General features: G+C 39.7%; 22 protein-coding genes. 10 read left to right on the forward strand and 12 right to left on the reverse strand.

What is annotated here, in order from left to right; all coding sequences use genetic code 11:
* Positions 1 to 434: 434 nt before the first annotated feature.
* The 4 genes from V7K44_RS18780 to V7K44_RS18795 all read right to left on the reverse strand — a co-directional run bounded on the left by V7K44_RS18780 (position 435) and on the right by V7K44_RS18795 (position 4,664).
* Positions 435 to 1,754: an ABC transporter substrate-binding protein gene (locus V7K44_RS18780; RefSeq protein WP_334933429.1), complete on the reverse strand. Its 1,320-nt coding sequence runs from the start codon at positions 1,752 to 1,754 to the stop codon at positions 435 to 437.
* An 18-nt stretch (positions 1,755 to 1,772) separates the two neighbouring features.
* A complete protein-coding gene (locus V7K44_RS18785) occupies positions 1,773 to 2,426 on the reverse strand; it encodes a glycosyltransferase family 2 protein (protein ID WP_334933430.1) in 654 nt (217 codons plus the stop codon).
* Positions 2,427 to 2,556: 130 nt separating this feature from the next.
* A complete protein-coding gene (locus tag V7K44_RS18790) occupies positions 2,557 to 3,525 on the reverse strand; it encodes a glycosyltransferase (protein ID WP_334933431.1) in 969 nt (322 codons plus the stop codon).
* 32 nt (positions 3,526 to 3,557) lie between these two features.
* Positions 3,558 to 4,664: a class I SAM-dependent methyltransferase gene (locus V7K44_RS18795; RefSeq protein WP_334933432.1), complete on the reverse strand. Its 1,107-nt coding sequence runs from the start codon at positions 4,662 to 4,664 to the stop codon at positions 3,558 to 3,560.
* A 412-nt stretch (positions 4,665 to 5,076) separates the two neighbouring features.
* On the opposite strand from V7K44_RS18795, the gene V7K44_RS18800 reads away from it, so the two are divergent.
* Positions 5,077 to 5,856, forward strand: coding sequence for a class I SAM-dependent methyltransferase (locus V7K44_RS18800; protein WP_334933433.1), 780 nt, complete (start codon positions 5,077 to 5,079; stop codon positions 5,854 to 5,856).
* Between the two features lie 26 nt (positions 5,857 to 5,882).
* On the opposite strand, the gene V7K44_RS18805 is transcribed toward V7K44_RS18800, so the two are convergent.
* Entirely contained in the window at positions 5,883 to 6,791 is a 909-nt protein-coding gene (locus tag V7K44_RS18805; RefSeq protein ID WP_334933434.1) for a S66 peptidase family protein, read from the reverse strand.
* 135 nt (positions 6,792 to 6,926) lie between these two features.
* Complete coding sequence (dacB, locus tag V7K44_RS18810) at positions 6,927 to 8,351, reverse strand: D-alanyl-D-alanine carboxypeptidase/D-alanyl-D-alanine endopeptidase (protein ID WP_334933435.1); 1,425 nt, start codon at positions 8,349 to 8,351, stop codon at positions 6,927 to 6,929.
* A 282-nt stretch (positions 8,352 to 8,633) separates the two neighbouring features.
* On the opposite strand from dacB, the gene V7K44_RS18815 reads away from it, so the two are divergent.
* Positions 8,634 to 9,233 (forward strand): hypothetical protein, encoded by a 600-nt coding sequence (locus V7K44_RS18815; RefSeq protein WP_334933515.1) that lies wholly within the window; start codon positions 8,634 to 8,636, stop codon positions 9,231 to 9,233.
* 513 nt (positions 9,234 to 9,746) lie between these two features.
* Positions 9,747 to 11,114, forward strand: coding sequence for an ATP-binding protein (locus V7K44_RS18820; RefSeq protein WP_334933436.1), 1,368 nt, complete (start codon positions 9,747 to 9,749; stop codon positions 11,112 to 11,114).
* Between the two features lie 54 nt (positions 11,115 to 11,168).
* Here V7K44_RS18820 and V7K44_RS18825 read toward each other — a convergent pair whose 3' ends face one another.
* From V7K44_RS18825 to V7K44_RS18835, 3 genes are all read right to left on the reverse strand, one after another.
* Positions 11,169 to 11,693 carry a hypothetical protein gene (locus V7K44_RS18825; protein ID WP_334933437.1) on the reverse strand — a complete coding sequence of 175 codons (525 nt, stop codon included), beginning with the start codon at positions 11,691 to 11,693 and terminating at the stop codon, positions 11,169 to 11,171.
* Between the two features lie 8 nt (positions 11,694 to 11,701).
* A complete protein-coding gene (locus V7K44_RS18830) occupies positions 11,702 to 12,943 on the reverse strand; it encodes an AAA family ATPase (RefSeq protein WP_334933438.1) in 1,242 nt (413 codons plus the stop codon).
* A gap of 189 nt (positions 12,944 to 13,132) precedes the next feature.
* On the reverse strand, positions 13,133 to 14,734 hold the full coding sequence (locus V7K44_RS18835) for an alkaline phosphatase D family protein (RefSeq protein WP_334933439.1): 1,602 nt from the start codon (positions 14,732 to 14,734) through the stop codon (positions 13,133 to 13,135).
* A gap of 258 nt (positions 14,735 to 14,992) precedes the next feature.
* Here V7K44_RS18835 and V7K44_RS18840 point away from each other — a divergent pair, with 258 nt between their 5' ends.
* Positions 14,993 to 15,895: an ABC transporter ATP-binding protein gene (locus V7K44_RS18840; RefSeq protein WP_334933440.1), complete on the forward strand. Its 903-nt coding sequence runs from the start codon at positions 14,993 to 14,995 to the stop codon at positions 15,893 to 15,895.
* 2 nt (positions 15,896 to 15,897) lie between these two features.
* On the opposite strand, the gene V7K44_RS18845 is transcribed toward V7K44_RS18840, so the two are convergent.
* Positions 15,898 to 16,578 (reverse strand): tetratricopeptide repeat protein, encoded by a 681-nt coding sequence (locus V7K44_RS18845; RefSeq protein ID WP_334933441.1) that lies wholly within the window; start codon positions 16,576 to 16,578, stop codon positions 15,898 to 15,900.
* A 650-nt stretch (positions 16,579 to 17,228) separates the two neighbouring features.
* Between V7K44_RS18845 and V7K44_RS18850 the strand changes: the two genes are divergently transcribed.
* Positions 17,229 to 17,555, forward strand: a complete 327-nt coding sequence (locus V7K44_RS18850; RefSeq protein ID WP_094327544.1) for a YbjQ family protein — start codon at positions 17,229 to 17,231, stop codon at positions 17,553 to 17,555.
* A gap of 334 nt (positions 17,556 to 17,889) precedes the next feature.
* Entirely contained in the window at positions 17,890 to 18,522 is a 633-nt protein-coding gene (locus V7K44_RS18855; RefSeq protein ID WP_334933442.1) for a hypothetical protein, read from the forward strand.
* Positions 18,523 to 18,806: 284 nt separating this feature from the next.
* Here V7K44_RS18855 and V7K44_RS18860 read toward each other — a convergent pair whose 3' ends face one another.
* Positions 18,807 to 19,067, reverse strand: coding sequence for a hypothetical protein (locus V7K44_RS18860; protein ID WP_334933443.1), 261 nt, complete (start codon positions 19,065 to 19,067; stop codon positions 18,807 to 18,809).
* Positions 19,068 to 19,143: 76 nt separating this feature from the next.
* Positions 19,144 to 19,827 carry an iron-sulfur cluster biosynthesis transcriptional regulator SufR gene (gene sufR, locus V7K44_RS18865; protein WP_334933516.1) on the reverse strand — a complete coding sequence of 228 codons (684 nt, stop codon included), beginning with the start codon at positions 19,825 to 19,827 and terminating at the stop codon, positions 19,144 to 19,146.
* A 402-nt stretch (positions 19,828 to 20,229) separates the two neighbouring features.
* On the opposite strand from sufR, the gene sufB reads away from it, so the two are divergent.
* The 4 genes from sufB to V7K44_RS18885 all read left to right on the forward strand — a co-directional run bounded on the left by sufB (position 20,230) and on the right by V7K44_RS18885 (position 25,205).
* Entirely contained in the window at positions 20,230 to 21,669 is a 1,440-nt protein-coding gene (gene sufB, locus V7K44_RS18870) for a Fe-S cluster assembly protein SufB (RefSeq protein WP_193945658.1), read from the forward strand.
* Positions 21,670 to 21,775: 106 nt separating this feature from the next.
* A complete protein-coding gene (gene sufC / locus V7K44_RS18875; RefSeq protein WP_334933444.1) occupies positions 21,776 to 22,564 on the forward strand; it encodes a Fe-S cluster assembly ATPase SufC in 789 nt (262 codons plus the stop codon).
* Positions 22,564 to 23,928, forward strand: a complete 1,365-nt coding sequence (gene sufD / locus V7K44_RS18880; protein WP_334933445.1) for a Fe-S cluster assembly protein SufD — start codon at positions 22,564 to 22,566, stop codon at positions 23,926 to 23,928. The genes sufC and sufD overlap by 1 nt, the downstream gene beginning before the upstream one ends.
* A gap of 14 nt (positions 23,929 to 23,942) precedes the next feature.
* On the forward strand, positions 23,943 to 25,205 hold the full coding sequence (locus V7K44_RS18885) for a cysteine desulfurase (protein ID WP_334933446.1): 1,263 nt from the start codon (positions 23,943 to 23,945) through the stop codon (positions 25,203 to 25,205).
* The last annotated feature ends 91 nt before the right edge of the window (positions 25,206 to 25,296 follow it).

Here is a 25,296-nt window from a genome sequence, read left to right on the forward strand (position 1 = left end):
TCTCAGTTGCACTCAATTTAATAAATCCTCAACATTTAAGAAACTGGTTTACTAGTTGCTGCTACTGTACCTCATAAGAGCCGTAAATGCTGTATTATATTTCATCTTCCAATTCACTGTTAGTAGTTTAAGCCAAGCAATCCGATTTAAGCCGGGGCTTTACTCAACTTGCAATTGAATTAATAGCACTCGACCAATGGACAGATTCGCAAACACCAACTTTATATGGTGCTGTAACAAATGGAGAAGATTGGCGATTTGGAATATTTTATCGGCAAGATAAACGGGTCATGCAAGATATCAAACTTTATCGCGTTCCAGAAGGTTTGGAAGAATTAGTGCGAGTGCTTGTAGGAATTCTTACCAATGCTAATAGTTAATTATATACTCAAGCCACTGCACCTCAAAGGATACTACGAGTTAACCAGTCCCAGTTAATTATTATCCCAAATAGTTTCTAAACGCTCTTGTGCTATTTTGAGAGCTTTGTCGGGAGATTCATCCAGCAATGTAGCCTCGATAGCTCGACCAAGACTGTCAGAAAGACGGCTATATCCGGCAATAATCGGTCGAGCGCCAGCCAGAGGAATTTGTTCCATAAACACTTTTAACCAAGATTTTTGGTTGAGGAATTGCTGATAAGCTTCACTTTGTGCAGCTTTAAGATTAACTGGTAAAAAACCGGTACCGATACTCCATTCTTTTTGGAATTCTTCACTCAAAACATATTCTAAAAACTTGAGTGCAGCTTGCTCTCTGGCTGGTGTAGTCTTCATCACATACAGATTTCCGCCACCTGTCACCGTAGCTTGACCAACATTTGTAGGTATGGGAAATGCGTCGTAATCAACGTTAGATTTCGTAATATAAGTCCAAGGACCCGTAATTTGCATAGCAACGCGACCCGCTATAAAGGCATCCTCTTCATAACCCCGTTCTGGAGAAGAAAGCATTGCTGAACCATCTTTCAACAGCTGCTGCCAGAATTGTAAAGCTTTCAGCGCTCCACCATTCGTTAAATTCGGTCGGTTATTTGTCAGTACTTCTCCGCCAGCGCTCAATAAAAAAGGAAACCAGCTAAAAACAGTCCATTCTCCCTTCCCTAAAGGCAGTAGAATTCCGTACTGTTCTGGTCGATTGTCGCCATTGCGGTCTATGGTTAATTTTTTGGCAACATCCCTCAATTCTTCCCAAGTCTTGGGCGTTTGTGTAATTCCCGCAGCTTCAAAAAGCTTAGGTCTGTAAAAAATACCGATGTTACTTGTATATAATGGCGCTGACCAAAGATGACCATCTAATTGCAATTCTTCAAGTAGGTTAGGGGTGATTTCTGACTTTAGGGGCAAATTTTTCAACCAATCTTCTAAAGGTATAATTGCCCTTAAATCTGCTAATTGACCTGTAATTTGCGGATAGAATGCCAAGATATCTGGAGGCACATTACCCACAACAGCTGTTAATATTTTTGGCAAGTGGGGTTGAGCTAAAAAGACAGATTCTACCTGCACATCAGTATGAGTCTGATTAAATTTGTCTACCAATTTTTCAAACACATCCCGATTAGCAGGGGGATTGATTGCTTGCCATAGGGTTAAATGAATTACTCCATCATCCTTCTGTACTAGTCCCTGACAACCAGATAAAAATATTAGGAACGAACTTAGAAAAATCCCTAGAAGTAACATCTGCCAAATAGAAGCGATGACTCGGCGAGAATAATGGCTTATTTGGGATAGAAAAAGGATAATCTTCATACTAAGTAGTTAATCAGATTAAGAAATATTTTCCAAAACACTTTTGGTAATACTAGTTTCTGCTCTTGTGTAAATATAAGTTTGGGGTTCAGTTACTTTTTCAGTTCTGAATATTTTTGCCGCCCGATACCAAAAGTCTGTATCCTCTCCGTATGCAATATTATTAAATCCTTTCACCTCAAAAAATACCTGTCTCTTTCCAAAAAATGTTGGGCCTAAAACACATTCTCGTAAATTAATTTTTTGACCTGGTTGAAAATAATCTGCAACCCAAACCTCTTCTTCTGTAGCGAATCCACCTTCAATCAAATCAATTTCTGGATTAGCTCTCATATATTCAATTCGCGCATCGAGATGATTTACTTTGTACGCATCATCGCTATCTAAAAATGTTATATATTTGCCGAAAGATGCCTGTATTCCAACATTTTTAGCATACCATAGCTTCCTGTTTTGATGTTTCAAATACCGGATATTTTGAAATTTTTGAATATAAGAATTGACAATTTCAAAAGTATTATCTTGGCTGCCATCATCAACTATAATCAGTTCCCAATCTTTAAAACTTTGAGCAATAACACTATCAATGCAATTGTTTAGATATTTTGCCCGATTATAGGTACAAAGGATAATTGACACTTCATGATTGAAATCAAAAACTACAGTTTCCATTTTTAAATCATCATCGTAATTGTTCGCATAAGAATCCCAGTAACAAAAGAGGTATTTTTAATTACTCAGGAGTAAAGTATTAAGCTGTGTTGAACAGAACTAAGTTATTAACAGTCTGAAAAATTACTCCTTAGCTGTGTAAATTTATAAACTCGTGCATAATATCATTATAATGATAAATTATCCGGCTATAATCAAAGTTTTCTCGAACATATTCTAAAATTTGTGGCCGATAATATTGGTTTTTCTCAATCATCTCGCTAATTGTATCAGTAACAATTTTGTGAGCTTCTGGTGTGGTGTCAGTTAAAATATTATCTGGCAAAATTCTAATGAATTCTTGGTGATGCAAATTAGCGCTAGCAGATTTAGAAACAACTATACATAAACCTGCTGCCATTGCTTCTAATACTACGAGTGGTGCAACTTCTCCTTCACTAATTAAAACTAAACAGCTATAATCTGTGAGCCGAGAATAAACTTGCTCTAAACTCCATACGCCTAAATGTTTTGTGGTTGTTCCTTCAACAAAATCAGGGTCATCTAGAGGGCCAACAAAATCTATTGCAATCTTTCCATCTATAATTTTTGCCAGTAATTTCTGCTGTTTTCTTGGCTGAATCCAACCTAAACAAATAGCTTTATTATTCCCTTTAGGTTGGAAATTTACTTTCTGAGTATCAATACCATTTACTTGCACTGCTATGTATCCAGAATACCCTGCATTCAGTAAAAAATCTTTTGTCAAATGAGAAAGAGCAACTATCCCAGGTGTATTAAAATAATGTTGATATGCTTCTCTAAATTCTTCATTCCATTTATCTGTTTTAAACAAATAACCATCATGACAGGTAAAACAATACTTCTGTTTAAGGTTTCGATTAAATTCGCTGACAAAACTATAGGCGTGTAAATGCACAAAATCATAATTATTATTATTAATATATTCTATGACTTCGTTAACATCTTTCTTGTTTAAGATATCGGCTTGATGTCCAATTGTTTCTAAAAAATTTTTGTATTCATTTATCACAGTTAAAACAGAATGTGATAAGGGGGGTTCAGGAATATAACCCCAAGCTACAAGAGCAATTTTCATAAATAATTTAATTTCTCCTCACACTTTTAGATTTACTTTTCAGCCAAAATACAAGTTGCGACGGGATAATCTGGATGGTAAGCGTCTAGTTCTTCAGATGTTAGTTCTTCTACGGCTATTCCATGATAACTAGCTATGACACTGGTAGGGTTGCCATAGACATACAGCTTCTGCTGTGAGAAGTTTCTAAACATCCAGGCGAAAGCATCAGGTAAAGGTCGCCAATAGTCAACGGGAGTAGCATGAACTCTAATCGCACTTGGTACCATTGCAAAACATTTTCCACCAGGTTTTAGCCAAGTGTGGATATTTTCCACCACTATCCAGGGGGCGTAACAATGTTCTAAGACGTTAAAAATGATCGCTGAATCAAAAGATTCTGGTTTAATAACGGATACATCGTGAGCATCCCCAACTATATCTACTCCTGGGCCTGCTTCTAAGTTGAGAATCTGATATGATGCGCCTGGATTAATTTGATAAAAATCTTTATCTTTTGGTGTTCCTCCTATTTCTAAGATATTGCCACCAATTTGGGTTTGAATTTCTTTCAGAAATTTGCTGAGGTAGTATCTATCGACGGGTGTACCTCTTGTCAATCCAAATGCTTGGCAAATGGGAACTGTTTTTTTCAAATCACCCCAATCTATCGAACCTGTAGCAGGTGATAGTAAACCAAGACTTTCTAGATGTTCTACTAATTTACGAAATTCTTCTATATTTTTAATAGATTCCAGGTCATCTTCTAATTGATATTGGGAAAATAATTGTGGCAATACTTGGTAAGTTTCTCTACTTAATGAACCAAGTTCATATTGCATTTCCTTTTCGATGAAACTCCGAAAGCCTTTACCAAAAATTGTCAGGCTACCATCTGCTAAAAAAACTAGGGCGTTTTGAAGAAGCTGCTCATATTTTTTGATCTCCTGAATAACTTTCTCTGCTATAGGTTCTAATTTAATTTTTTGAAATATTTGGTAAGCTGTCTCTAATGAATGTTCGTGAATAAATATTTCCAGTATTGTCAACCATGATTTTGATGGAATAATTTCTGCGGTTCGCTGACTCCAAGCAAAAATTGTATATAACTGTGAATCTTCAACTTTTAAAAAGGCATTAGGTACATATTGTTTTGGCATATAGTTAATAACTCAAATTTTTATAATCAGGAGGATGACTTGGATATTATAAACTATTTTCGATTTTATTTATAATGGCATCGCATTTATTTTAAGCTTGGCTGAAAATAACAATTTAGCGTTCCTGGAAGATCCGCTTTTCCAACCCTTCCCAGATTGCAAGAGGCAAGTGTTGCTCTAATTCTCTGGTAAGTAAGGAGTCTGGAGGATTAGGTTTGTGATTCCTGAATCGATGCTCTGCTCTAATTGCCGCAGTACCACACTAGAGGCGATTACCTTTACTTGGATAGTCAAGTTGGTCTTAGTATTAACTATTGAACCATAGTATGTTACTGTTAATACTAATTTCCGTAATTTAATTGGTAAAGCTAACAAAACTAGTACATAATTAATCTTGGGAGAAAAAATAATAATGGCAAAAACTAATGAAGTTGTTCCAAATATCTCTTTGTCTAGTTGGGACTATATTTCACCTGAATTTGAGATAGTTCATCCTGATTCAGCTTTCCCCAATATGATTATTGGAGACATCAATAACTGTTATTGGTCTTATTTACGTCGAGATATTCCCCATAAATGGTATGTGGATATAGATGAGCCATTTATAGGGTTCCTCAATAGAGATGAAGCACATATTTTATATAATACGGCACTCAGATTTCCCGGAAAAAAAGTTTTAGAAATTGGTTGTTTGCGGGGTTGGTCTGCCTGTCATCTGGCATTGGGTGGAGTGGAATTAGATGTAATCGATCCTTTTTTAGCCAGAGAAGATGTTTATGAAAGTGTAAGTAATTCCCTACGACTTGCTAATGTTATTGACTCAGTTAATTTAGTAGCTGGTTATAGCCCACAAAGAGTAGAAGAGTTAGCTAAAGAATTACAACACAAATGGTCATTGATTTTCATTGATGGCGATCATGAAGCACCTGCTCCGCTCAATGATACGATTGTTTGTGAACCATTGGCAGAGGACGATGCTTTAATTTTGTTTCATGATTTAACTTCCCCTGATGTAGCACAAGGTTTAGACTACTTAAAGGAAAAAGGTTGGAATACAATCATTTACCAAACGATGCAAATTATGGGTGCTGCTTGGCGAGGAAATGTTGAACCAGTAAAACATCAGCCAGATCCGAAAATTAATTGGAATTTACCAAAGCATTTAGAACATTATTCTGTGAGTGGATTATGACTGTTTAACCAGAAGCGGATCTGATTTTAACTTAGATGGGGATGCGCGATCGCTAATATTCCCGCATCCCCATCTAAAGTTACCTCTACACCCACTGGTAAGGCTGCATTGGGACTATCATGCCCAAAAGGCAAATCGGAGACAATCGGAATACCCAAATCACTCAAGCGATCGCGCAATACTTCTTTTACACTAAAACTAGATATAGTTGGCGGCGCTTCGCAGCGAGTAAAACCGCCTAAAGCAATACCGCAGACTTGTGACAAAGCGCCACTCAAACGCCACTGGGTCAGCATCCTATCGATGCGATAAGGTGCTTCGGTAACATCCTCGAAGGCCAGAATCACACCATCCAGATGTGGCAAGATTGGCGTACCCAAAAGGTGAGTAGCCACCGTGAGATTACCTGGTAATAAAGCGCCAGTAACCACACCACCACCCCAACCGCAACCTTTGAGAGGCGTGAAAGAACTACCTTCTACCCAATCAAATAATCGCTTAATTGACCAATCTGACTCATCTGCCAAAGTTGTCATTACAGGTCCGTGAACGCCGGAAATTCCTGCTGTATAAAGGCTCCATAATAAAGCTGTGATATCAGAAAAGCCTATGAGCCACTTAGGAAGCCCTGAGTTTGGCCAATTCCAATTTTCTAAGATGCGGGTACTGCCGAAACCACCTCTGGCACAGAGAATACCACGACAATCAGGATCTTGCCATGCTGCTGCTAGCTGCTGACGGCGGTTTTCGTCTGTCCCAGCTAGATAACCCCATTTGTCATCTATCTGAGGACTGACTTGTAATTGATAACCACGCGATCGCCAAATTTCTAGACTCTGTTTAAATTCCTCAAATTCTCGCAAAGCACCACTAGGGGCAATTACTCGTAGTAAGTCTCCAGGTTTTAAGGGCGGTGGTAAGATTTTGGATGGCATGAAAAAAATTAGGAGTGAAAAGTTTTAAATGGGCGCAAAATCAAAGGTTTGCTAACCTGCGTTCGCCCTTGGCGTTGCCGCAGGCTAGGCAGGTTTTGTCTGTATAGCCGCGACTTCTAGTCGCCCAGGTAAATATTAACAATGCTGCAACTGTGTTAACAACACAACAACTTCATCAATTGCCTGCCGTATTACTGTTGCAGACTGATCCGACTGATTGACGATAATACTAAAAACTAGCGGCTCATATTTCGGCGCATTCATATATCCAGATAAAGAAACTACACCCGTTAACGTACCTGTTTTTGCTTGCACAATGCCCTCAGCAGGTGTATCTTGAAAGCGGCCTTTCAGAGTTCCACTTTTACCAGCCACGGGTAAAGATGCGCGATATATATATGCTGTTGGGGTTTTTGCCATTCCCCGCAGAGTTTGGACAAAAGCTTCTGGTGTCACTAAGTCACGACGTGATAAACCTGAACCATCGACCAAAATGTAATTAGCTGGATCGACTCCCAATTTAGTTAAACTTGCTTTGACAACTTCTAAACCGACATCAGCACTAGTCTGATTTTTCAGTCTGGTCTTTTTCACAGCTAATGCTCTCAGCAATGCTTCAGCATAAAGATTATTACTATTTAAATTAGTTTCTGCTAATAATTCAGCTAAAGGTGGCGATTCTACAAATGCTATTTCTTGTTGATTCACACCACCATTTACTACTAATGTTTGTCCCAAGTTAATTTTTTCTGTTGCTAAGGCAGTACGGAAACGTCGTAAGAAGTAATAATTAGGGTCAACTACAGGCAAATCTATTAAAGATTCTTCAGAATTAGTTGCCAGTTGTCCTTGAATTCGTAATACTGTTCCTGATAATTCGCGGGTGACATTGACGTAGCTCGGTTGATTTTGAGCGACGGTTATTGACTGATTAATTATCCGCCACTGTTTTGCTTCACCAGGATCAATCCACAGCACTTGCAAAGATTTACCTACAGCCTGTGGTACAAGTTTAAAGCTAAAAATATTTTTATTCAGAATAAAGCTGCTGACTGGTACGCCATCACTTGACTGCACATCTTCCCATTGCCAGGTGGGGTTAACAATATCACCTTGAATATAACTATCATCAGCACTCAACTGCTGAATTTGGGTAATCCTTTTCTGTTTTAACTGCTGTGCCAATTTTTGCAGTTCAGTATCACTTAAGCTAGGATCTCCCCTGCCGACAACACGTAAAATACCATTGCCATTCTGATAAATAGAGGTGCGAATCCGAAAATTAGCACCCAATTCTTGCAACGCTGCTGCTGTTGTCAGCAATTTGAGGTTAGACGCAGGAGTAAAATATTTTTGAGCATCTCGACTGTAAAGAGTTGGCCCCGTTGACAGAGGTTGTATCAAAATTCCCCAGCGCCCCCGACTAAATAAGGGACGATTGATTACAGCATCTATAGCTGTTCCCAGTTGGCTAGAGCAAATTGATTTTGTGGTAATTGTTGGTGCAACTGGGGTTTGTGCTTTTGCAACCCTAGAACTAAATCCTATTTGGCTAGTCAAAAATATTAACAAAATACTCAGTGGTTGATTTAAAGTCTTAAGTCTCACCAATTTTCCTTATCCCAAAGACAGATATTTTTACCTTGCGAACAATTTCTTTCCGGAGAGAGAAGACTTGGCTCAGTAAAGTTACTTAATTAGTATAAGGAAGATGTTCACATTTTTCATACATGGGCGATGTCTACGACGGGCTGCGCCTACGCACAAACATAATTTATGGGACTACAAAATAGAAACCCAAGTCAATCTGCACATACAGAAATACGAAATCGAGGCAATGGTGTGAGTACATTTTTATCTGGTGTAGCTGTATTACTCTCTACTTTGGCTTTGGGATGTAGCGGCTATGTAGCTTATGAAGTTTTTACGTTGCGGCAGACACTAAATGCTACTAGTACAGCTAGTAACACCATTCCTACTCAAGTCCCAAGTCCTACAGCTACAATTTCTCCACAAGCAACAATATCACCATCCCCAGCTAGTGCTACAACTTCAGCAATTAGCCCTGGTCAATTTGTGCAGCCTGCTTTTGGCAAAAAAGCAGAAGTTGAGTTGCTTTCAGCAAAACGAATTAAAGATCCAGAAACCGGAAACCGTGATGTGGTAAATCTGCAAATGCGCATTCGTCGCCTTGCCACAGACGGAGTTGTTGGTGGCGATATTATATCGGTTGCTAGTACAACAGCCCGCAATCCTGACACTAGCGTAACCTACAAAGGAGTTGCTCTTAATCGCTCAACAGGAACCGTTTCTTTGTTCCAGGTACGTCCACAAGCCTCCGCAGATGCTTATATCTGGCTAAGAGTTCCCGATGGTATCAATAATTTGGACATTTTTGTGCCAGATACAGCCGCATTTAAAAATGTACCAATTTCATTTTAGCTAGCTAACTGATATCAAATGACTCCCCCTAATGAGGGAGTCATTAGTCGTTGATTATACAAGAAAATACTTTGCTTCTTTAAACAGTAGCCTGCAACCGTGAGCAGCAGTCTGAGACATAATAAAATTTCCAAAACTTTTTTTAATTACTTTCTCTTCACTTCAGGAGGAATGTCGTTGACTGCCATTGATGCAGTTTTAGTGTTGCTTCTAACTGTGGTTGAAGTTCTTTATTAACCATTTGTAAGAGCGTATCCCAAAATAATTTTAAATATTTTAAATAAACAAGAATTCTAACATCACAAGGTTAGCGAATAGGTAACACGGAATTCTAATTAGTATCAATTGTCTAGTATAGAAAATAATCGGATGCACTAACATCAGCAGTTTTGCAGCATAACTGTGATTTTCAGCAGTAATCAGGGAAATATAAGTTTGATTAACTTTGCAATTATCGCAATGCTGGTTCGGGGTGTTATCAGAAATGTTAACTCAAGGTTAAGGATTTAAAGTATGTTGGCTATATATAGCATGACAAATGCTAATAATCTGAACTTGCGATTAGAGTCTACTTTACAAGAATTACCACTTTGGTCTGTTTACGTCGAAGCAGATAGTCCAACAAATGATTTGAATACACTCTTTAAGCAAGAACCTTTACTACCAGGAATTATCCTGGTGAAAAATCATGACTATCTGGGGATGATTTCTCGACAAAGATTTTTTGAACACATGAGCCGTCCCTATAGTTTTTCACTATTTTCTAAACGACCTGCGATAAATCTGATTAATTTTCTTCAGCCAGATGTGTGTATAATTTCTGAAGAGACGCTCATTGTAGAAGCAAATAAGCTAGCTTTGCAGCGAGAACCTAAATTTGTATATGAGCCGATTTTAATAGAAACTCAGTTAGGTAACTATAAGCTACTAGATTTCCATCAGTTACTTTTAGCCCACTCTCAAATTCATATTTTAACATTAGCCCAACTAGAGCAAGCACAAGAACAATCTAGAATCACCAAATTAGGTTTTCGTACCCTTAAGAATAACTATGCGCGATTAATTCAGAATGAAAAGATGGCGGCTTTAGGACAACTCGTTGCTGGTATTGCACACGAAATCAATAACCCTGTCAACTTTATTGCTGGCAACCTTGTTTATGCAATTAACTACACTCAAGATTTACTAAAATTAATTAGCTTATACCAACACCATTATCCTGCACCAGTGGCAGAAATTAAAGCTGCGATCGCAGAAATGGAACTAGAATTTTTAACTGTTGATTACCTCAAGCTTCTTGATTCTATGAAGTTTGGTACTGAACGTATCCAAGAGATAGTTCTTTCTTTACGCAACTTCTCTCGCCTGGATGAATCTGATAAAAAAATAGTTGATATTCATGAAGGGATTGATAGTACTCTAATAATATTACAAAGCCGTCTTATAAATCAGCAAATATGTCAGGTAATTACTATTGATAAAGAATATGGAAATCTCCCTTTAGTAGAATGCTATGCCGGGTTAATAAATCAAGTATTTATGAATATTATCACAAATGCGATCGATGCTATCTTCGAGAATTTTGAATCAGTTTATTCAACTCAAAAATCACCTGTAATTCGTATTCGTACTGAAGTGACAGACAATCGGCAAGTAGTTATTCGCATTGCCGATAATGGTACTGGAATTCCCAAGGATATACAAAAGCGATTATTTGACCCCTTCTTCACCACAAAACCCGTTGGTAAAGGCACTGGGTTAGGGCTATCTATCAGCTATCAAATTGTTGTGGAAAAACATTGTGGTCAACTGCAATGTATATCTACTGTAAAAGAAGGAACCGAGTTTATTATTACAATTCCTATCGAACTTAATTCCTGAAAAGTTAGTTAAAAAATATCTATTTTGGGTAAATACTAATCGCTCAAAGATATTTTACCTTTTTGTTCGACTGCTTCGCCGTGTAGGTGGCTGTGGTGGCGGTGGTTCTTGAGATTTTAACTTGTCATCATCAGTTAAAAATTCTACATGGAAACCCTTTTGGTGATAGTGCCAACCCAAGATGACAATGCTAGCATCACCCATATAAGTCTTTTCTACAGCTTGATTCGGGAATTTAGCTGCTAATTCTTTTAATCCTTCTTCTTCCCAGAGGACAATTTGCTCACGGAACTTAGCCCAAGGTGTGGTTTCATCAGCTGCATAAGTTATGATTTCAGCAAATTTATGAGATGCTATACGTTTACTTTCTGAATTTGCTGTTTTAGCCTGTGCAATGTGATTACCTGTTTCTATAACAGCAGCTAAAGGAAGTACCAGCGTTGTTGATTTGTCGATTTCTGCCTGAATTTTTTGATTTACACGCTCAAAATCCCATTCATTATTACCAGCAGTTTCTCTACCTGGAACTTGTAACCAAATGCATAAAAGCGATGTATCGATGAGTAGCACCTTTCTCATATTAGTAACTATTCATTATGAGAAAGGCTTCTTTCAATTGCACCCTTAGTTGTCATATCACCCAAAGAATATGATGCAAATAACTTAGAAAAATTATCAATATCTTCTAAAAGTGTAAGCTTGCTTTCTCCAGTTTCAGAATCACGGTGTGCGACAACCACAAAAGGAACTATCTCTGGGCCTAAAGCATCAAGTAAAGCTGGGTTATGGGTAGTAAGTAAAATATCAATTTTTCTTTTACTGCCAATTTCTCGCAGTATTTTGACTAGTAATCCTGCACGCGAGGGATGAAGCCCATTATCTATTTCTTCAATTACTATTTGACTACCTTCTGGCCGAGTAAGTAAAGCTGTAATAATTGCTATAAAACGGAGAGTTCCATCTGACATAGTTTTAGCATCTATTAGTGTCATCTCTCCAGGTTTCCATTCTTCTTCACAGTAGAGCATTGCATCAGTTTTAAGTCTACCAACTGGCTCTGCAAATACTCTTTTAATATCACCTTCTGGTAAATCTTTGATGTAGGCTGATAGAGTTGACTCAACTTTGGCTTTCTGCTCACCATCCAATGCTGCTAGTACACCAGCAATATTAGAACCATCGCTTTCTAAATTATCAGAGAGACGTGAATAATCCCGCATTTTATAAGGAACTGGATTGAGAACTAAAATGTTTTCAATTGTTGGTAAAATTATATTGTTAATTATCTTAACGCTATTCTTTTTGAAATAACTTGACTGATATAATTCTTTTTTTGATGGTTCCGAAAGAAAATTAGATTCAATAAAATGTAATGGTAGTCCATAGAAATCACTACGATTAAGCAAGAAACTTCTTGCAGAAAATTTATCACCTGATAATCCAAACTCTATGGGAAAATATTCATTATCGTCTTGAAAAATAGTTATTCTCTCTGTTAAATTATTAAGAGTTGGTCTTGCTTTTAATGTGATTCTGTAAAGATAATCTACTTTACCATCATTATCTGCAACTAGTATCTTTAATGTAAACTCATTTTCACCATTTCTTGCAGCCCATTCTACACCACCGCGAATAGATGAAAGTGTTTTATCTCCTGCTAAAGCTGCTTCAATATTCTCACCTCTAGCAATTCTTTGTAAAAATTCCAAAGCTTCAACTACATTAGACTTACCACTTGCATTTGTCCCAATCAGAACAGTCAACGGGTCAAGTGGAAGCTCGGCATAACGGAAACTTTTCCAATTTTCAAGAATGAGTTGCTTAAGCACGATCAACTCCAAAACTCTACCTACTTAAATTTAGCTCCTAACAGTAACGTTGGTAAAGCCCGCCGCAGGCATCGCACAATTTTTTTATCCTTCAAATCCCACCCAAAAAATAGAAAAACCAGCAGACAAAGTAAAAAATTGCGTCATTACTCTATCTCACTGGCTAAATTTCACTATATTTTTGGCGATTTATCTTTCTGGCGGTAAATCTACACTGTAAACAGTCTTCCCAGCCAAATTACGCAATGTTACCGTCATCACCTTTGTATTTTCATCAATTTTAACTCCTCCAAAGAATTGCAAACCTTCACTTGGCGGTCGATTTGCTTTTGTACCTGGAGGAAGGCTTTGAAATATCAATTGTGGCCCAAAGGTATTTTCCAATTCGTTTGGCCCAAATGTACCAGAGTTAAGCGGCCCGGCAACGAACTCCCAAAAAGGCTTAAAGTCAGTAAACTGTGCTTTAGCGGGGTCGTAATAGTGAGCTGCTGCATAATGTACATCAGCAGTTAACCAAACAACATTCTGGATATTCTTGTTTTTGATAAATCGTAGTAAATCGGCAAGTTCTAATTCTCTTCCTAAAGCTGGGCCATCTCCATTCGCCCAAGCTTCAAAATTAGTGCTACCGTCTCGAACTATCAGCCCCAAAGGCATATCACTACCAATCACTTTCCATGTTGCTTTTGATGACAGTAATTGCCTTTTCAACCATTGCACTTGTTTTTTGCTCAAAAAGTCTGTTTCTTTACTTGGTACTGGCTGATTATTGGGGGAATTTGGCCCCCGGTAGGTGCGCTCATCTAACATGAAAATGTCTAATAATGGGCCATAGTTGAAAGAGCGATAAATTTTCGCTTTCTCTGGATTATTGCTTTCATATCCAATAGGCAGATATTCTAAAAATGCTTGTCTTGCCCTTTGAGCTAGCAAGTTAACATCCTTAACTGTATAACGGTCATCGTTGAGGATAATTTGCCCAGGATACCAATTGTTTCTTGTTTCGTGGTCGTCCCACTGTGCCAATATGGGAACTTCAGCATTGAAACGCTTGATATTTTTATCTAGCAAATTGTAGATATAGTTACCACGATATTCTGTGAGAGTTTCTGCTACTTTTGATTTTTCTGGTGTGGTGATGTTTTTCCAAATAGTGCCGTCGTCTAAAGTTACTTCTGATTGAATCGGGCCATCAGCATAAATATTATCGCCAGAATGGATGAAAAAATCGGGATGAAGTTGGCGCATAGTTTCGTAAATTTTCATTCCACCGAAATCAGGATTAATCCCCCATCCTTGACCGGCAGTGTCGCCACCCCAAACAAAGAATATATCTCGTCCAGATTTGGGGGGAGTTCGGAAAGTACCATAAAAAGGAGCGCTGTAGGTGCGTTGATAATCTAAATCTTGGAAAATCACCCGATAAAATAATTTTTGGTCTGGTGGCAGATTCTTCAGATAAAGTCGTGCTGTAAAGTCGCTATTTTTTAAAGCATTGGGACCCACAACGCGCTGCACGTTGCGAAAAGATTCGCTAGTAGAATATTCTACGATCATTTTGGCGGGGCGATCGCTCCGACTCCAAATCACGATACTATCGTTAGATATATCTCCGCTAGCTACACCATAAGGTATGCCAGGACGCATTTTCTCAGAGGTGATAATTGCAGGTGCTTCGCCAAAAACTGGTGATTTAGCGACAAAATTTGTCGAAATAATTCCACCGACTGTGATAGCTGAACGTAGCAAAAACTGACGCCGATTTAGCTTCAATGGGTGATGAGATTCCATACTAAATAACAGCAACCTTAAACTAAAGTATTACAGGATAAGTGTTTACCACACGTTGTTATGTCAACAAGTAAAGATTGAGTTATCTAAGGGTTAATAAAATATATTTAGTTTGATGTAATCAGAATGGTAGTCTTGATTATGAACTGGTGTGAGCAAATTTATCCATGACCGAACAGAAAATGATACAGAGCAACTAAATTTATTTATGAGTTTGTTAATTTTAAATTTTGAATTTTGAATTCGGAGCGAAGCGACGTGACTGCTGCTGTCTTTCTAGAAAATGTCTACAAGTTTTACAACAATGTACCTGTAGTCAATGACCTGTCATTCCAAATTGAAGCGGGGGAGATATTTGCTCTACTTGGCCCGAACGGTGCGGGGAAATCAACCACAATTCGGATGCTGACAACACTCACCAAACCCTCCCAAGGACGCATAGAAGTAGGTGGATATGATGTGACAAGGCAAGCAACGTTGGCAAAACAGAGTATTGGCGTTGTCTTGCAACAAGTCAGTGTGGATAACGATTTAACCGTCTGGGAAAATATGGAACTGCACGGGAGGCTACATCACATTAGTAACCCGCAGCGACAAAAATTGATTAATCAATGGCTAGAGTATGTTGAGCTAGCAGAAAAACGTGATGATTTAGTAAAAACCCTGTCTGGGGGTATGAAACGACGGTTGCAAATTGCGAGAGCCTTATTGCATCAACCGCAAATTTTGTTTTTAGATGAACCAACCGTAGGACTAGACCCCCAAACCAGGCGACGCCTCTGGGAAATTATTCGGGATTTAAATAAACAAGGGATGACGATGCTACTGACGACCCACTATATGGATGAGGTCGAATTTTTGTGCGATGCCTTTGGTTCTACCAAGCCAGGACGCATCGGTATTATGGATAGCGGCAAGCTGATTTCTTTGGGAACTTTACAACAGCTGCGTTCTGCTCACGGTGAAGGTTTGGTGATGAAACAATTAGGTGTATCTAATGTGGGAAGTGATGGCTCTCGTAATTGGGAATATCTGTTTTTCCCATCCTTGGAAGCAGCAAATATCTACTTGAATGAACAGCCCGATAAAACCGGCATGATGGTGCGTCCCTCTAATCTGGAAGATATTTTTGTGGAATTAACGGGACGCCAGTTAGATTAACCTCATCCTCCTAACTGCCGCAGCATGGCTTCTACCCTTTCTACGCCATCTGAGTCATTGCGCCGTTTGTACAAGTCACGGGCTTTCTGAAGCAAGCTGTTTGCTTGTTTGGCTTGTCGTCGCTGTTTATACATCGAACCCATCAACTCATAAGTCTGGGCGTTGTTTTTATCCAAGTCGATTGCTTGTTGGTATGCCCAGGTAGCAGCATTATAGTCTCCCATACGCGATTGCGTCACAGCCAATCCTAAATAGGCGTTGACGTTGTTACGGTTAAGCTGTATTGCACGACGATAACCTTCTTTTGCCCCACGCGTGTCGCCCAAATTGGCTTTGATGTAACCCACAGCGTAGTAAAAATCACTATTGTTTGGGCTGATACCGATCGCTCGACGATAAGCTGTTAATGCTGCCTGGTAATTTCCCTGTTGGGCGTATAAATACCCAATACCTGAATGGATTTTAGCATTCTTCGGATCTAAACTAGCTGCTTGCTGATAAACAGCGATCGCACCACCATAATCCCCGGCATTCACTAACCTCCGTCCTTCCTCCAGTAATTGCTTTAACTCTGGGTTTTTGGCCTGCGCCACTAATACCTGAGCTTGGGCTACTGAAGGTATGGTGAAAGTAAAACATCCTAGTAACACCACACTAAACATGAATGATGTTGGTTTGTACACAGTAAATTTCCTGAAATTTTAGAGGACTTTTTTCTTGTACATTAAAACAAAAATATGGACTTTTGAAAACTGTATTTCTTCGTATTGATTCAGATGTTAATAGTTCATTCTTCTTTTCTTTACATTTAGCACTACATAACAGAGTTTTTACTGAAGGATGAAGTGTAAGCGATCGAGCAGCAGGTAAAAGTACCCTACATATAAACCAGTACTATAGCAAAACGAACATTTTTTAATCAGTAGTTATACGTGTTATCCAGAAAAACTCAACAGGCATTTGACTTAATCTTAGATTCTGATGCACTAAGCTTATAGGCTTTGACATTTATTCCTATTTTTATTTCATTTCAGAGTTTGCTGATTCTGTATCCAATTTTTCTGACATTGTTAATCATTGATACTACCATTTGAGAAGTTATCATCTACGCATTTACATTCTTTTTGGTCATTCAAAGATAAGATAAATTTAAACTGTCAAATGTTGGATTAATCTGTTTAGGACAACACTAAACCCCAAAGCGCAATCTAAAATTGTGTGAGAGGATGTTTATCAAACCTGTATTCTGTAATAATAGTTATAATTATTAAAATATTTATCCAAATACTTTAATAATAAATATCAAGATATATCCCATATAGGAGGTTAATTTATGATTATAACTACCACTGATGTCATTCAAGGAGCCGTGATTGAGTCATATTTAGGCATTGTGACAGCAGAAGTAGTCTACGGCAGCAATTTCTTGCGAGATTTTTTGGCTGGGATTCGAGATATTATCGGTGGACGCACTGCTAGCTATGAGCGTCTATTTGAGCAGGGTCAACGCAAGGCACTAGAAGAATTAGAACAACGCGCACAACGTTTAGGAGCAAATGCTGTAATTGGGATTGAAATTGATACTGGCACAATCAATCTTGACCAGTCAGGAGTGCTTTTGCTGATTACTGCCACAGGTACTGCTGTGAGGATGCGTTAGTGTTTGATGATTTTTACTTTTGACATTCATTACAAAGCTTTAATTAGATTAAGTCTAATGGCATACATCGTTAAAGCTGGTTTCTGATAGCTAGATAATAGTTATATTTTAAGTTAAAAGTTTTTAGATGGAAATTTTAGGAAAATACATAAATAAACACTAAGTTATATTAAAAGTTGTTAAAGAAAGTTTGTTTTTTCTCGCTAAAGATAGACCTATTAAATCTTTCTATCGATAGAGATTAAAACAGAACATTTAGTTATTTAATTTGAAGCATAAAGATGAATATACCTGAGCAGGAAGTTTGCTGAAACAGCACTGGAGAACATAAGCGATGTCATACGTAAATCGGACAGGCAATGACGTTATATCTACTGATACTGCGGTAGCAGGTCGAGTAGCTGAATATCACGATCGTGTTCGCTGGGGGCCAATTATTGCTGGTTTGTTGGTTTCTTTGGCTACACAATTAATTTTGAGTTCTATCATTGCTGCGGTTGCGGCAGGCACAGTTGCGGGTTCAGGTGCACCTAGAACAATTGCTCCTAACGCTGCGGGTAATGCGGGGCTTTGGTCAACTATCGCTTTACTAATTTCCCTATTTACTGGTGGTTGGGTTACAGCCCGTGCTTGTGGACCGATGAACCGCAATACAGCTCTTCTTAACGGCGCAATTCTTTGGGCAACGACTTTGGCAGTTAGCTCATGGCTTTTAGCAAGTGGAGTATCTGGTGCTTTTGGTGTTGCTGCTTCTAACGCAGGAGAAGTCATAAACCAGGTACAACAGCAAGGTGGTGTTAATGTACCACAAGCAAACATAAGTGCCCAACAAGCTCGTGAAACGGCAGCTAATATACGTTCGGGATTGTGGTGGTTTGTGTTTGGTTCTTTGTTGGGTTTAATAGCCTCAATGATTGGAGCCGTAACTGGCGCTCGTAGTCCTCGGACTAACAATTACAATGCTTAAATAATTGTTTGAAAAATCAAATGTTATTTATTTATAAATAAAAGCACCTTTTTAAAGGTGCTTTTTGTTTATAGCACAATACAGTTGTTAAGCCTAAAACTCAACTTATACGTAGGTTGGGGAGCCACTGCGTTGGGCGGGTTTCCCGACTTGAAGCAAGTGGCGTTTGAGGAACGAAACCCAACACTTCCTTGACTTTGTTGGGTTTTACTTCGTTCTACCCAACCTACAATTTTCTACAATTTTCTTAACTGAACATGAAATGCAAACTTTACTACCACAGTTCACCATTTCAGATATGAACCTTCAATTCCCTGCTCACGACGAATTTTGCCATCTTTTTCAAACCAGGAAATTACTTGCTGTGTTGTCAAATCTTCAATAGCAACACCGTATTCTTGGGCAATATGCTTCAAAAGCTTCAGTGATGAAATTGTCAATCTTGTTAAAAACTTTTCTGGAGAAGACAACAACGCCGCATCTACTTTTGCTGACTCTTCCAGGGTTAAAAATTGTGCTGATGGTTGCTGTGGTGGTACATCCATAAATAATGAAAAAATGAAATGCTATCTAAAAGTTAGCTGGGTATTGGGCATTAAAAAAAGGACAAATGACAAATGACTAATGACGAATTTGTACTAAATAGCCACAACGGTGTTCGCCATCAATAATCCAGTGGGTGCGTTCTACGGTACAATCTGGTAAGACGGCAGCAAACATTTCTAATTCGTGACCACAGATACTCGGAAAAGATTCGGCAACGTTAGAAATGGCACAGTTATGCTCCATTAAGATAAAGCGATCGCACTCAAAGCTGTCATTGACATCAACGGGGTGATACTCGGCCATGAAGCCTTCCGCTTTTCTTAACTCTACTAAGTTGGCTACCCGTTCTCGCAGTGAACCGTTACCGACGCGATCGCGGTATTCTTTAGCTTTGCGCTGCCACTGTTTCTCTAAAATCGATTTAAATTGGTCGTGTCCTACCGTTTCGGCTAAGGTGTCTAGCAGCGAAACCGCAAAATTTCCGCTTGCATCACCAAAGCGATCGCTCATTGTTCGATGCAAGCGATCGCGTCCTTGACGACTCAGTTGATAAAGGTGCTGCGGACGCCCCATCCCCACCGCTTGCACTGATGTCGAATACAAAACTAGCTCCTCCGTCTCCAAATCTTTGAGATGGCGACGAATCGCTTGGGGGGTAACGTCTAAAACTTCAGCTAGCTCCAAAGCCGTTGCTTTTTCGTGTTTGTGCAGATATTCTAGGATATCTTGCTTGGTTGAGGACTGGTGGGTAGTCGCCATCTTCATGTGGTGCGAGACGTTCAGCGAACGTCCCAAAAATTAATTTCTTTGAAAATTTGACCGTACCGATTTTGGATTTTGGATTTTGGATTTTGGATTAAAAAAGTTTTCTGGTATATCCCCCGCTACGCTATCGTCAATCTAAAATCATTGAGCCAAGCACCTTTGTGCTCTCTTTCAATCCAAAATTGCAAATCTAAAATCCAAAATTGTTTGACTTTGACAACATTGTTGTTGTTAATTTAGCGTAAAATGAAGATAGATTAAACAACATAGCTGTTGTTTTACTCTCCACCACTATTCTAGCAGCCGTGTAACCATTCCGTAACGGTAGATGGGAATCGGCTAAAGAAACCCCGTCTCCCATCCTAAAAGAGTTCAGAACACGAGAGATTATTACTGATGAGTGCCACTGTCAAAACCTTAGTCAACCAACCCTACAAGTACGGCTTTGTCACAGACATTGAGTCCGACACCATACCGCGTGGACTAGACGAGGACGTTATCCGCTTGATCTCCTCGAAGAAGAACGAGCCGCAGTTCATGCTGGACTTTCGCCTCAGAGCTTATCGCCAGTGGCAAAAAATGACGGAACCAACTTGGCCGAATGTCAAGTATCCGCCAATCAATTATCAGGATATCATTTACTACTCAGCGCCGAAACGTAAGAAAGAAAAGCTCAACAGCCTGGATGAAGTCGATCCAACCCTTTTAGAAACCTTTGAAAAGTTAGGCATTTCCCTATCTGAACAGAAGCGGTTGGCAAACGTCGCCGTTGATGCGATTTTCGATAGCGTCTCTGTGGCTACTACATTTAAAGAAAAGTTAGCGGAAGATGGTGTTATTTTCTGCTCCTTTTCGGAAGCGTTGCAAGAACACCCGGAATTGATTAAAAAATATTTGGGTAGCGTTGTTCCTATTGCTGACAACTATTTTGCCGCCTTGAATGCCGCCGTATTTAGCGATGGTTCCTTTGTCTATATTCCTAAAGGCGTGAAATGCCCAATGGAACTATCTACCTACTTCCGCATCAACTCTGGTGATACGGGACAATTTGAGCGGACTTTGATTGTCGCCGAAGAAGGTAGTTATGTTTCTTACCTCGAAGGTTGCACCGCACCGATGTATGACAGCAACCAATTGCACGCCGCAGTGGTGGAACTCGTCGCCCTCGATAATGCCGAAATTAAATACTCCACTGTGCAAAACTGGTACGCTGGCGATGCCAATGGGAAAGGCGGTATTTACAACTTTGTCACCAAGCGCGGTTTGTGTCAGGGTGTAAATTCCAAGATTTCCTGGACTCAAGTAGAAACAGGTTCGGCAATTACTTGGAAATATCCTAGCTGTGTGTTAGTGGGTGATAATTCTGTGGGTGAGTTTTACTCGGTGGCGCTGACAAATCATCAGCAGCAAGCTGATACGGGTAGTAAGATGATTCACGTTGGGAAGAATACCCGCAGTACAATTATTTCTAAAGGAATCTCCGCAGGTAATTCTAGTAATAGTTACCGGGGTTTGGTGAAAGTTAATCCGACAGCTAAGGGGGCGAGAAATTATTCTCAGTGTGACTCAATGCTGATTGGGGATAATGCCCATGCGAATACTTTCCCTTATATTCAGGTGCAAAATAACGGTGCGAAGGTGGAGCATGAAGCTTCTACTTCTAAGATTGGGGAAGATCAGTTATTTTACTTTGCTCAACGGGGTATTTCTTCAGAAGATGCTATTTCGATGATGATTAGCGGCTTCTGTAAGGATGTTTTCAATCAGCTACCGATGGAGTTTGCTGTGGAAGCTGATAAGTTGTTGAGTTTGAAGTTGGAAGGCAGTGTTGGATAAATGGAAGCAAGGATAAACACAGGGACATCGGCGTTCTGTGTTTATCTTTAGGAAGAGTAACGAACCGCAAAGGGCGCAAAGGGCGCGAAGAGAGAAGGGAGAGAAAATGATTATTGAAAATAGTGAAATTGTGCTGTCGGTACGGGATCTGACGGCTAATGTTGATGGGACACCGATTCTTAAGGGTGTGAATCTGGAGGTGCGATCGGGTGAAATTCATGCGATTATGGGGCCGAATGGTTCTGGTAAGAGTACCTTTTCTAAGGTGTTGGCTGGGCATCCGGCGTATGAGGTGACTGGCGGTGAGGTGATTTTCCAGGGACAAAATTTGCTGGAGTTGGAACCGGAGGAACGCGCTAGAAGTGGTGTGTTTTTGGCGTTTCAGTATCCGTTAGAAATTCCAGGTGTGAGCAATTTGGATTTCTTACGGGTGGCGTACAATTCTCGCCGTAAGGCACAAGGTTTAGAGGAAATAGACGCTTTTGATTTTGACGATTTGATTGAAGAAAAGCTGGATGTGGTGAAGATGAATGCCAGTTTTCTCAGTCGGAGTTTGAATGAAGGGTTTTCTGGTGGCGAGAAGAAGCGGAATGAAATTCTGCAAATGGCGCTGTTGGAACCAAAGTTGGGAATTTTGGATGAAACTGATTCGGGTTTGGATATTGACGCGCTCCGAATTGTGGCGAATGGGGTAAATCAATTAGCAAGTCCAGAAAATGCCACAATTTTGATTACTCACTACCAACGGTTACTCGATTATATTGTGCCTGATTTTGTCCATGTGATGGCACAAGGGCAGATTATTACGAGTGGTGGTAAAGAACTGGCGCTGGAATTAGAGTCTCGCGGTTATGACTGGGTGCTGGAAGAATTTGCTGCTGAGGTGGGTGTGTAATGAATATTCAAGTATCTCCTAGTGCAATACCTAATTCAAACGCAGTCAGTTTGACATCGATGTTAGATAGAGATGATTATCTGACTGGGTTGTTAAATCAAGTAATAGCAACTAAAACAGAAGGTTGGTTGCAGGAATTACGCCAAAGTGCTGCAAATTGGGTACGTCACTCGATTCTTCCGACTACCCGCGAGGAAGAATGGCGATTTACTGATTTATCGTCTCTGCGAAAGGTGCAATTTAATGTAGAGGCGGGAAATTTTGCGTCTCTAGAATTTGATATTTTGCCAGAAGCGGCTAATAGTCGTTTGGTATTTGTGAATGGCGTTTTTGCACCGGAGTTATCAGCAGTTTCAGATTTGCCATCTGGAATTGTGGTGAGTAATTTGGCTGGTTTGTCTGCGGTTGAGCAGGAGGGTGTACGGCAGTATTTAGCTCAAGCTGAGGGAGCGCAGGAAGTTTTTACTGCTCTCAATACGGCTGGGATAACTGATGCAGCTGTGGTGTGGGTGAAGAAGAATGTGGTAGTTGAAACGCCAATTCATTTGGTGTTTATTTCAGGTGAGACGCTGACAATTTCGCAGCCGCGTTGTTTGGTGGTGGCGGAAAGTGGTTCGCAGGTGACGTTGGTTGAGGAGTATGTGGCAGGCAAGATGCCTACCCCACAAGAGAGAGGAGTTTATTTAACTAACGCGGTTACGGAAGTTTGGGTGGGTGACAATGCCGAGGTGAGTCACACTAGGGTTGAATGGGAAGGTGCAGAGGCTTTTCATATTGGGAAAACTGCGATCGCACAGGCTCGTGATAGTCGATATACTTGTCATGCCATAACTTTAGGTGCGAAGTTGTCACGGCACAATTTAGAAATTTTGCAAACTGGTGAGCAGACACAAACTACTCTCAATGGGTTGACGGTGATTTGTGGTAAGCAGTTGTCTGATACTCACAGTGCGATCGCACTTAACTATCCCCACGGTACAAGTGACCAATTGCATAAATGTATTGTAGGCGATCGCGCTCATGCGGTGTTCAATGGTAAAGTTTTTGTACCCAAACTAGCGCAGTTAACAAATGCATCCCAGTTGAATCGCAATTTGCTACTATCATCAAAAGCTAGAGTTGATACCAAACCCCAATTGGAAATTACTGCCGATAATGTCAAATGCGCTCACGGTGCTACCGTTAGCCAATTAGAAGATGACGAAATATTCTATCTGCAAAGTCGGGGAATTGATGAAAATGATGCTCGGAAGTTGTTAATTAACGCCTTCGCTGCTGAAGTTATCAACAAAATACCAGTTCCTTCTCTGCGAGAAATCCTTTTAAACACAGTGAATAATCTCAAGTCCCTGACTAATGAGTAATAACTAATCTACCAATGACTTTTACTCCTACCAAAACCCTTGCTGATAAAGTTCGCGCTGACTTCCCGATATTGCATCAGGAAGTCAATGGGAAACCCCTGGTTTATCTCGATAATGCTGCGACATCGCAAAAACCTTTATTCGTATTAAATGCCCTGCGGGACTATTACGAGCAATATAATGCTAACGTACATCGAGGTGCCCATTCTCTAAGTGCTAAAGCTACCGATGCTTATGAAGGTGCTAGAGATAAAGTTGCCAAATTCATTAATGCTGCATCCCGTCAGGAAATTGTTTACACCCGCAACGCAAGTGAGGCGATTAACCTAGTAGCCTACAGTTGGGGAATGAACAATTTGCAGCCGGGAGATGAAATTATTCTCTCGGTGATGGAACACCACAGTAATATTGTGCCTTGGCAATTGGTGGCACAAAAAACGGGTGCAGTACTGAAATTTGTAGAATTAACACCAGAGGAAACCTTTGATTTGGAACAGTTTAAAAAGCTGATTTCCAAAAAAACAAAGTTGGTGTCGGTGGTGCATATTTCTAATGCTTTGGGTTGCATTAATCCAGTGGAAGAAATTGGTGCGATCGCACACAAATATGGTGCTAAATTTTTAGTTGATGCTTGCCAGAGTGTTCCCCATTACCCTGTCGATGTGCAGAAGATAGATTGTGATTGGTTGGTAGCATCCGGTCATAAAATGTGTGCGCCAACTGGGATAGGATTTCTGTATGGCAAGTTGGAATTGTTAGAATCAATGCCGCCATTTTTTGGTGGTGGTGAGATGATTGCAGAGGTGTATTTAGACCATTCTACTTATGCAGAATTACCGCATAAATTTGAAGCTGGTACACCTGCAATTGGAGAAGCGATCGCACTTGGTGCTGCAATAGATTATCTTACTAGTATCGGCATGGATAAAATCCACGCCTACGAAGCAGAATTAACAGCTTATTTGTTCCAAGAATTAGAGCAAATTCCCCAAATTAGAATTTACGGCCCCAAACCAAATGCTAAAGGGGAAGGTAGAGCCGCTCTTGCGTCCTTCACAGCCGGAGAAGTTCACGCTAACGACTTATCTACATTATTAGATCAAGAAGGCGTTGCCATCCGTTCTGGACACCACTGCACACAACCATTACACCGTTATTTAGGTCTTGCTGCAACCGCACGAGCAAGTCTATCTTTCTACAATACCCGCGAGGAAATTGATATTTTCATCAAAGCACTGAAAGAAACTCTCGACTTTTTTGCAGGTTTCCTTGCTTAGAGTTACAAAATATTTAGATACTGATTGTGCCAAATATTAGTAACATATCTTGCTAATAATTGGCACAATTTAATTATCTGGATTTTTTACA

It is taken from the genome of Nostoc sp., assembly GCF_036917235.1.
Classification (GTDB): domain Bacteria; phylum Cyanobacteriota; class Cyanobacteriia; order Cyanobacteriales; family Nostocaceae; genus Nostoc.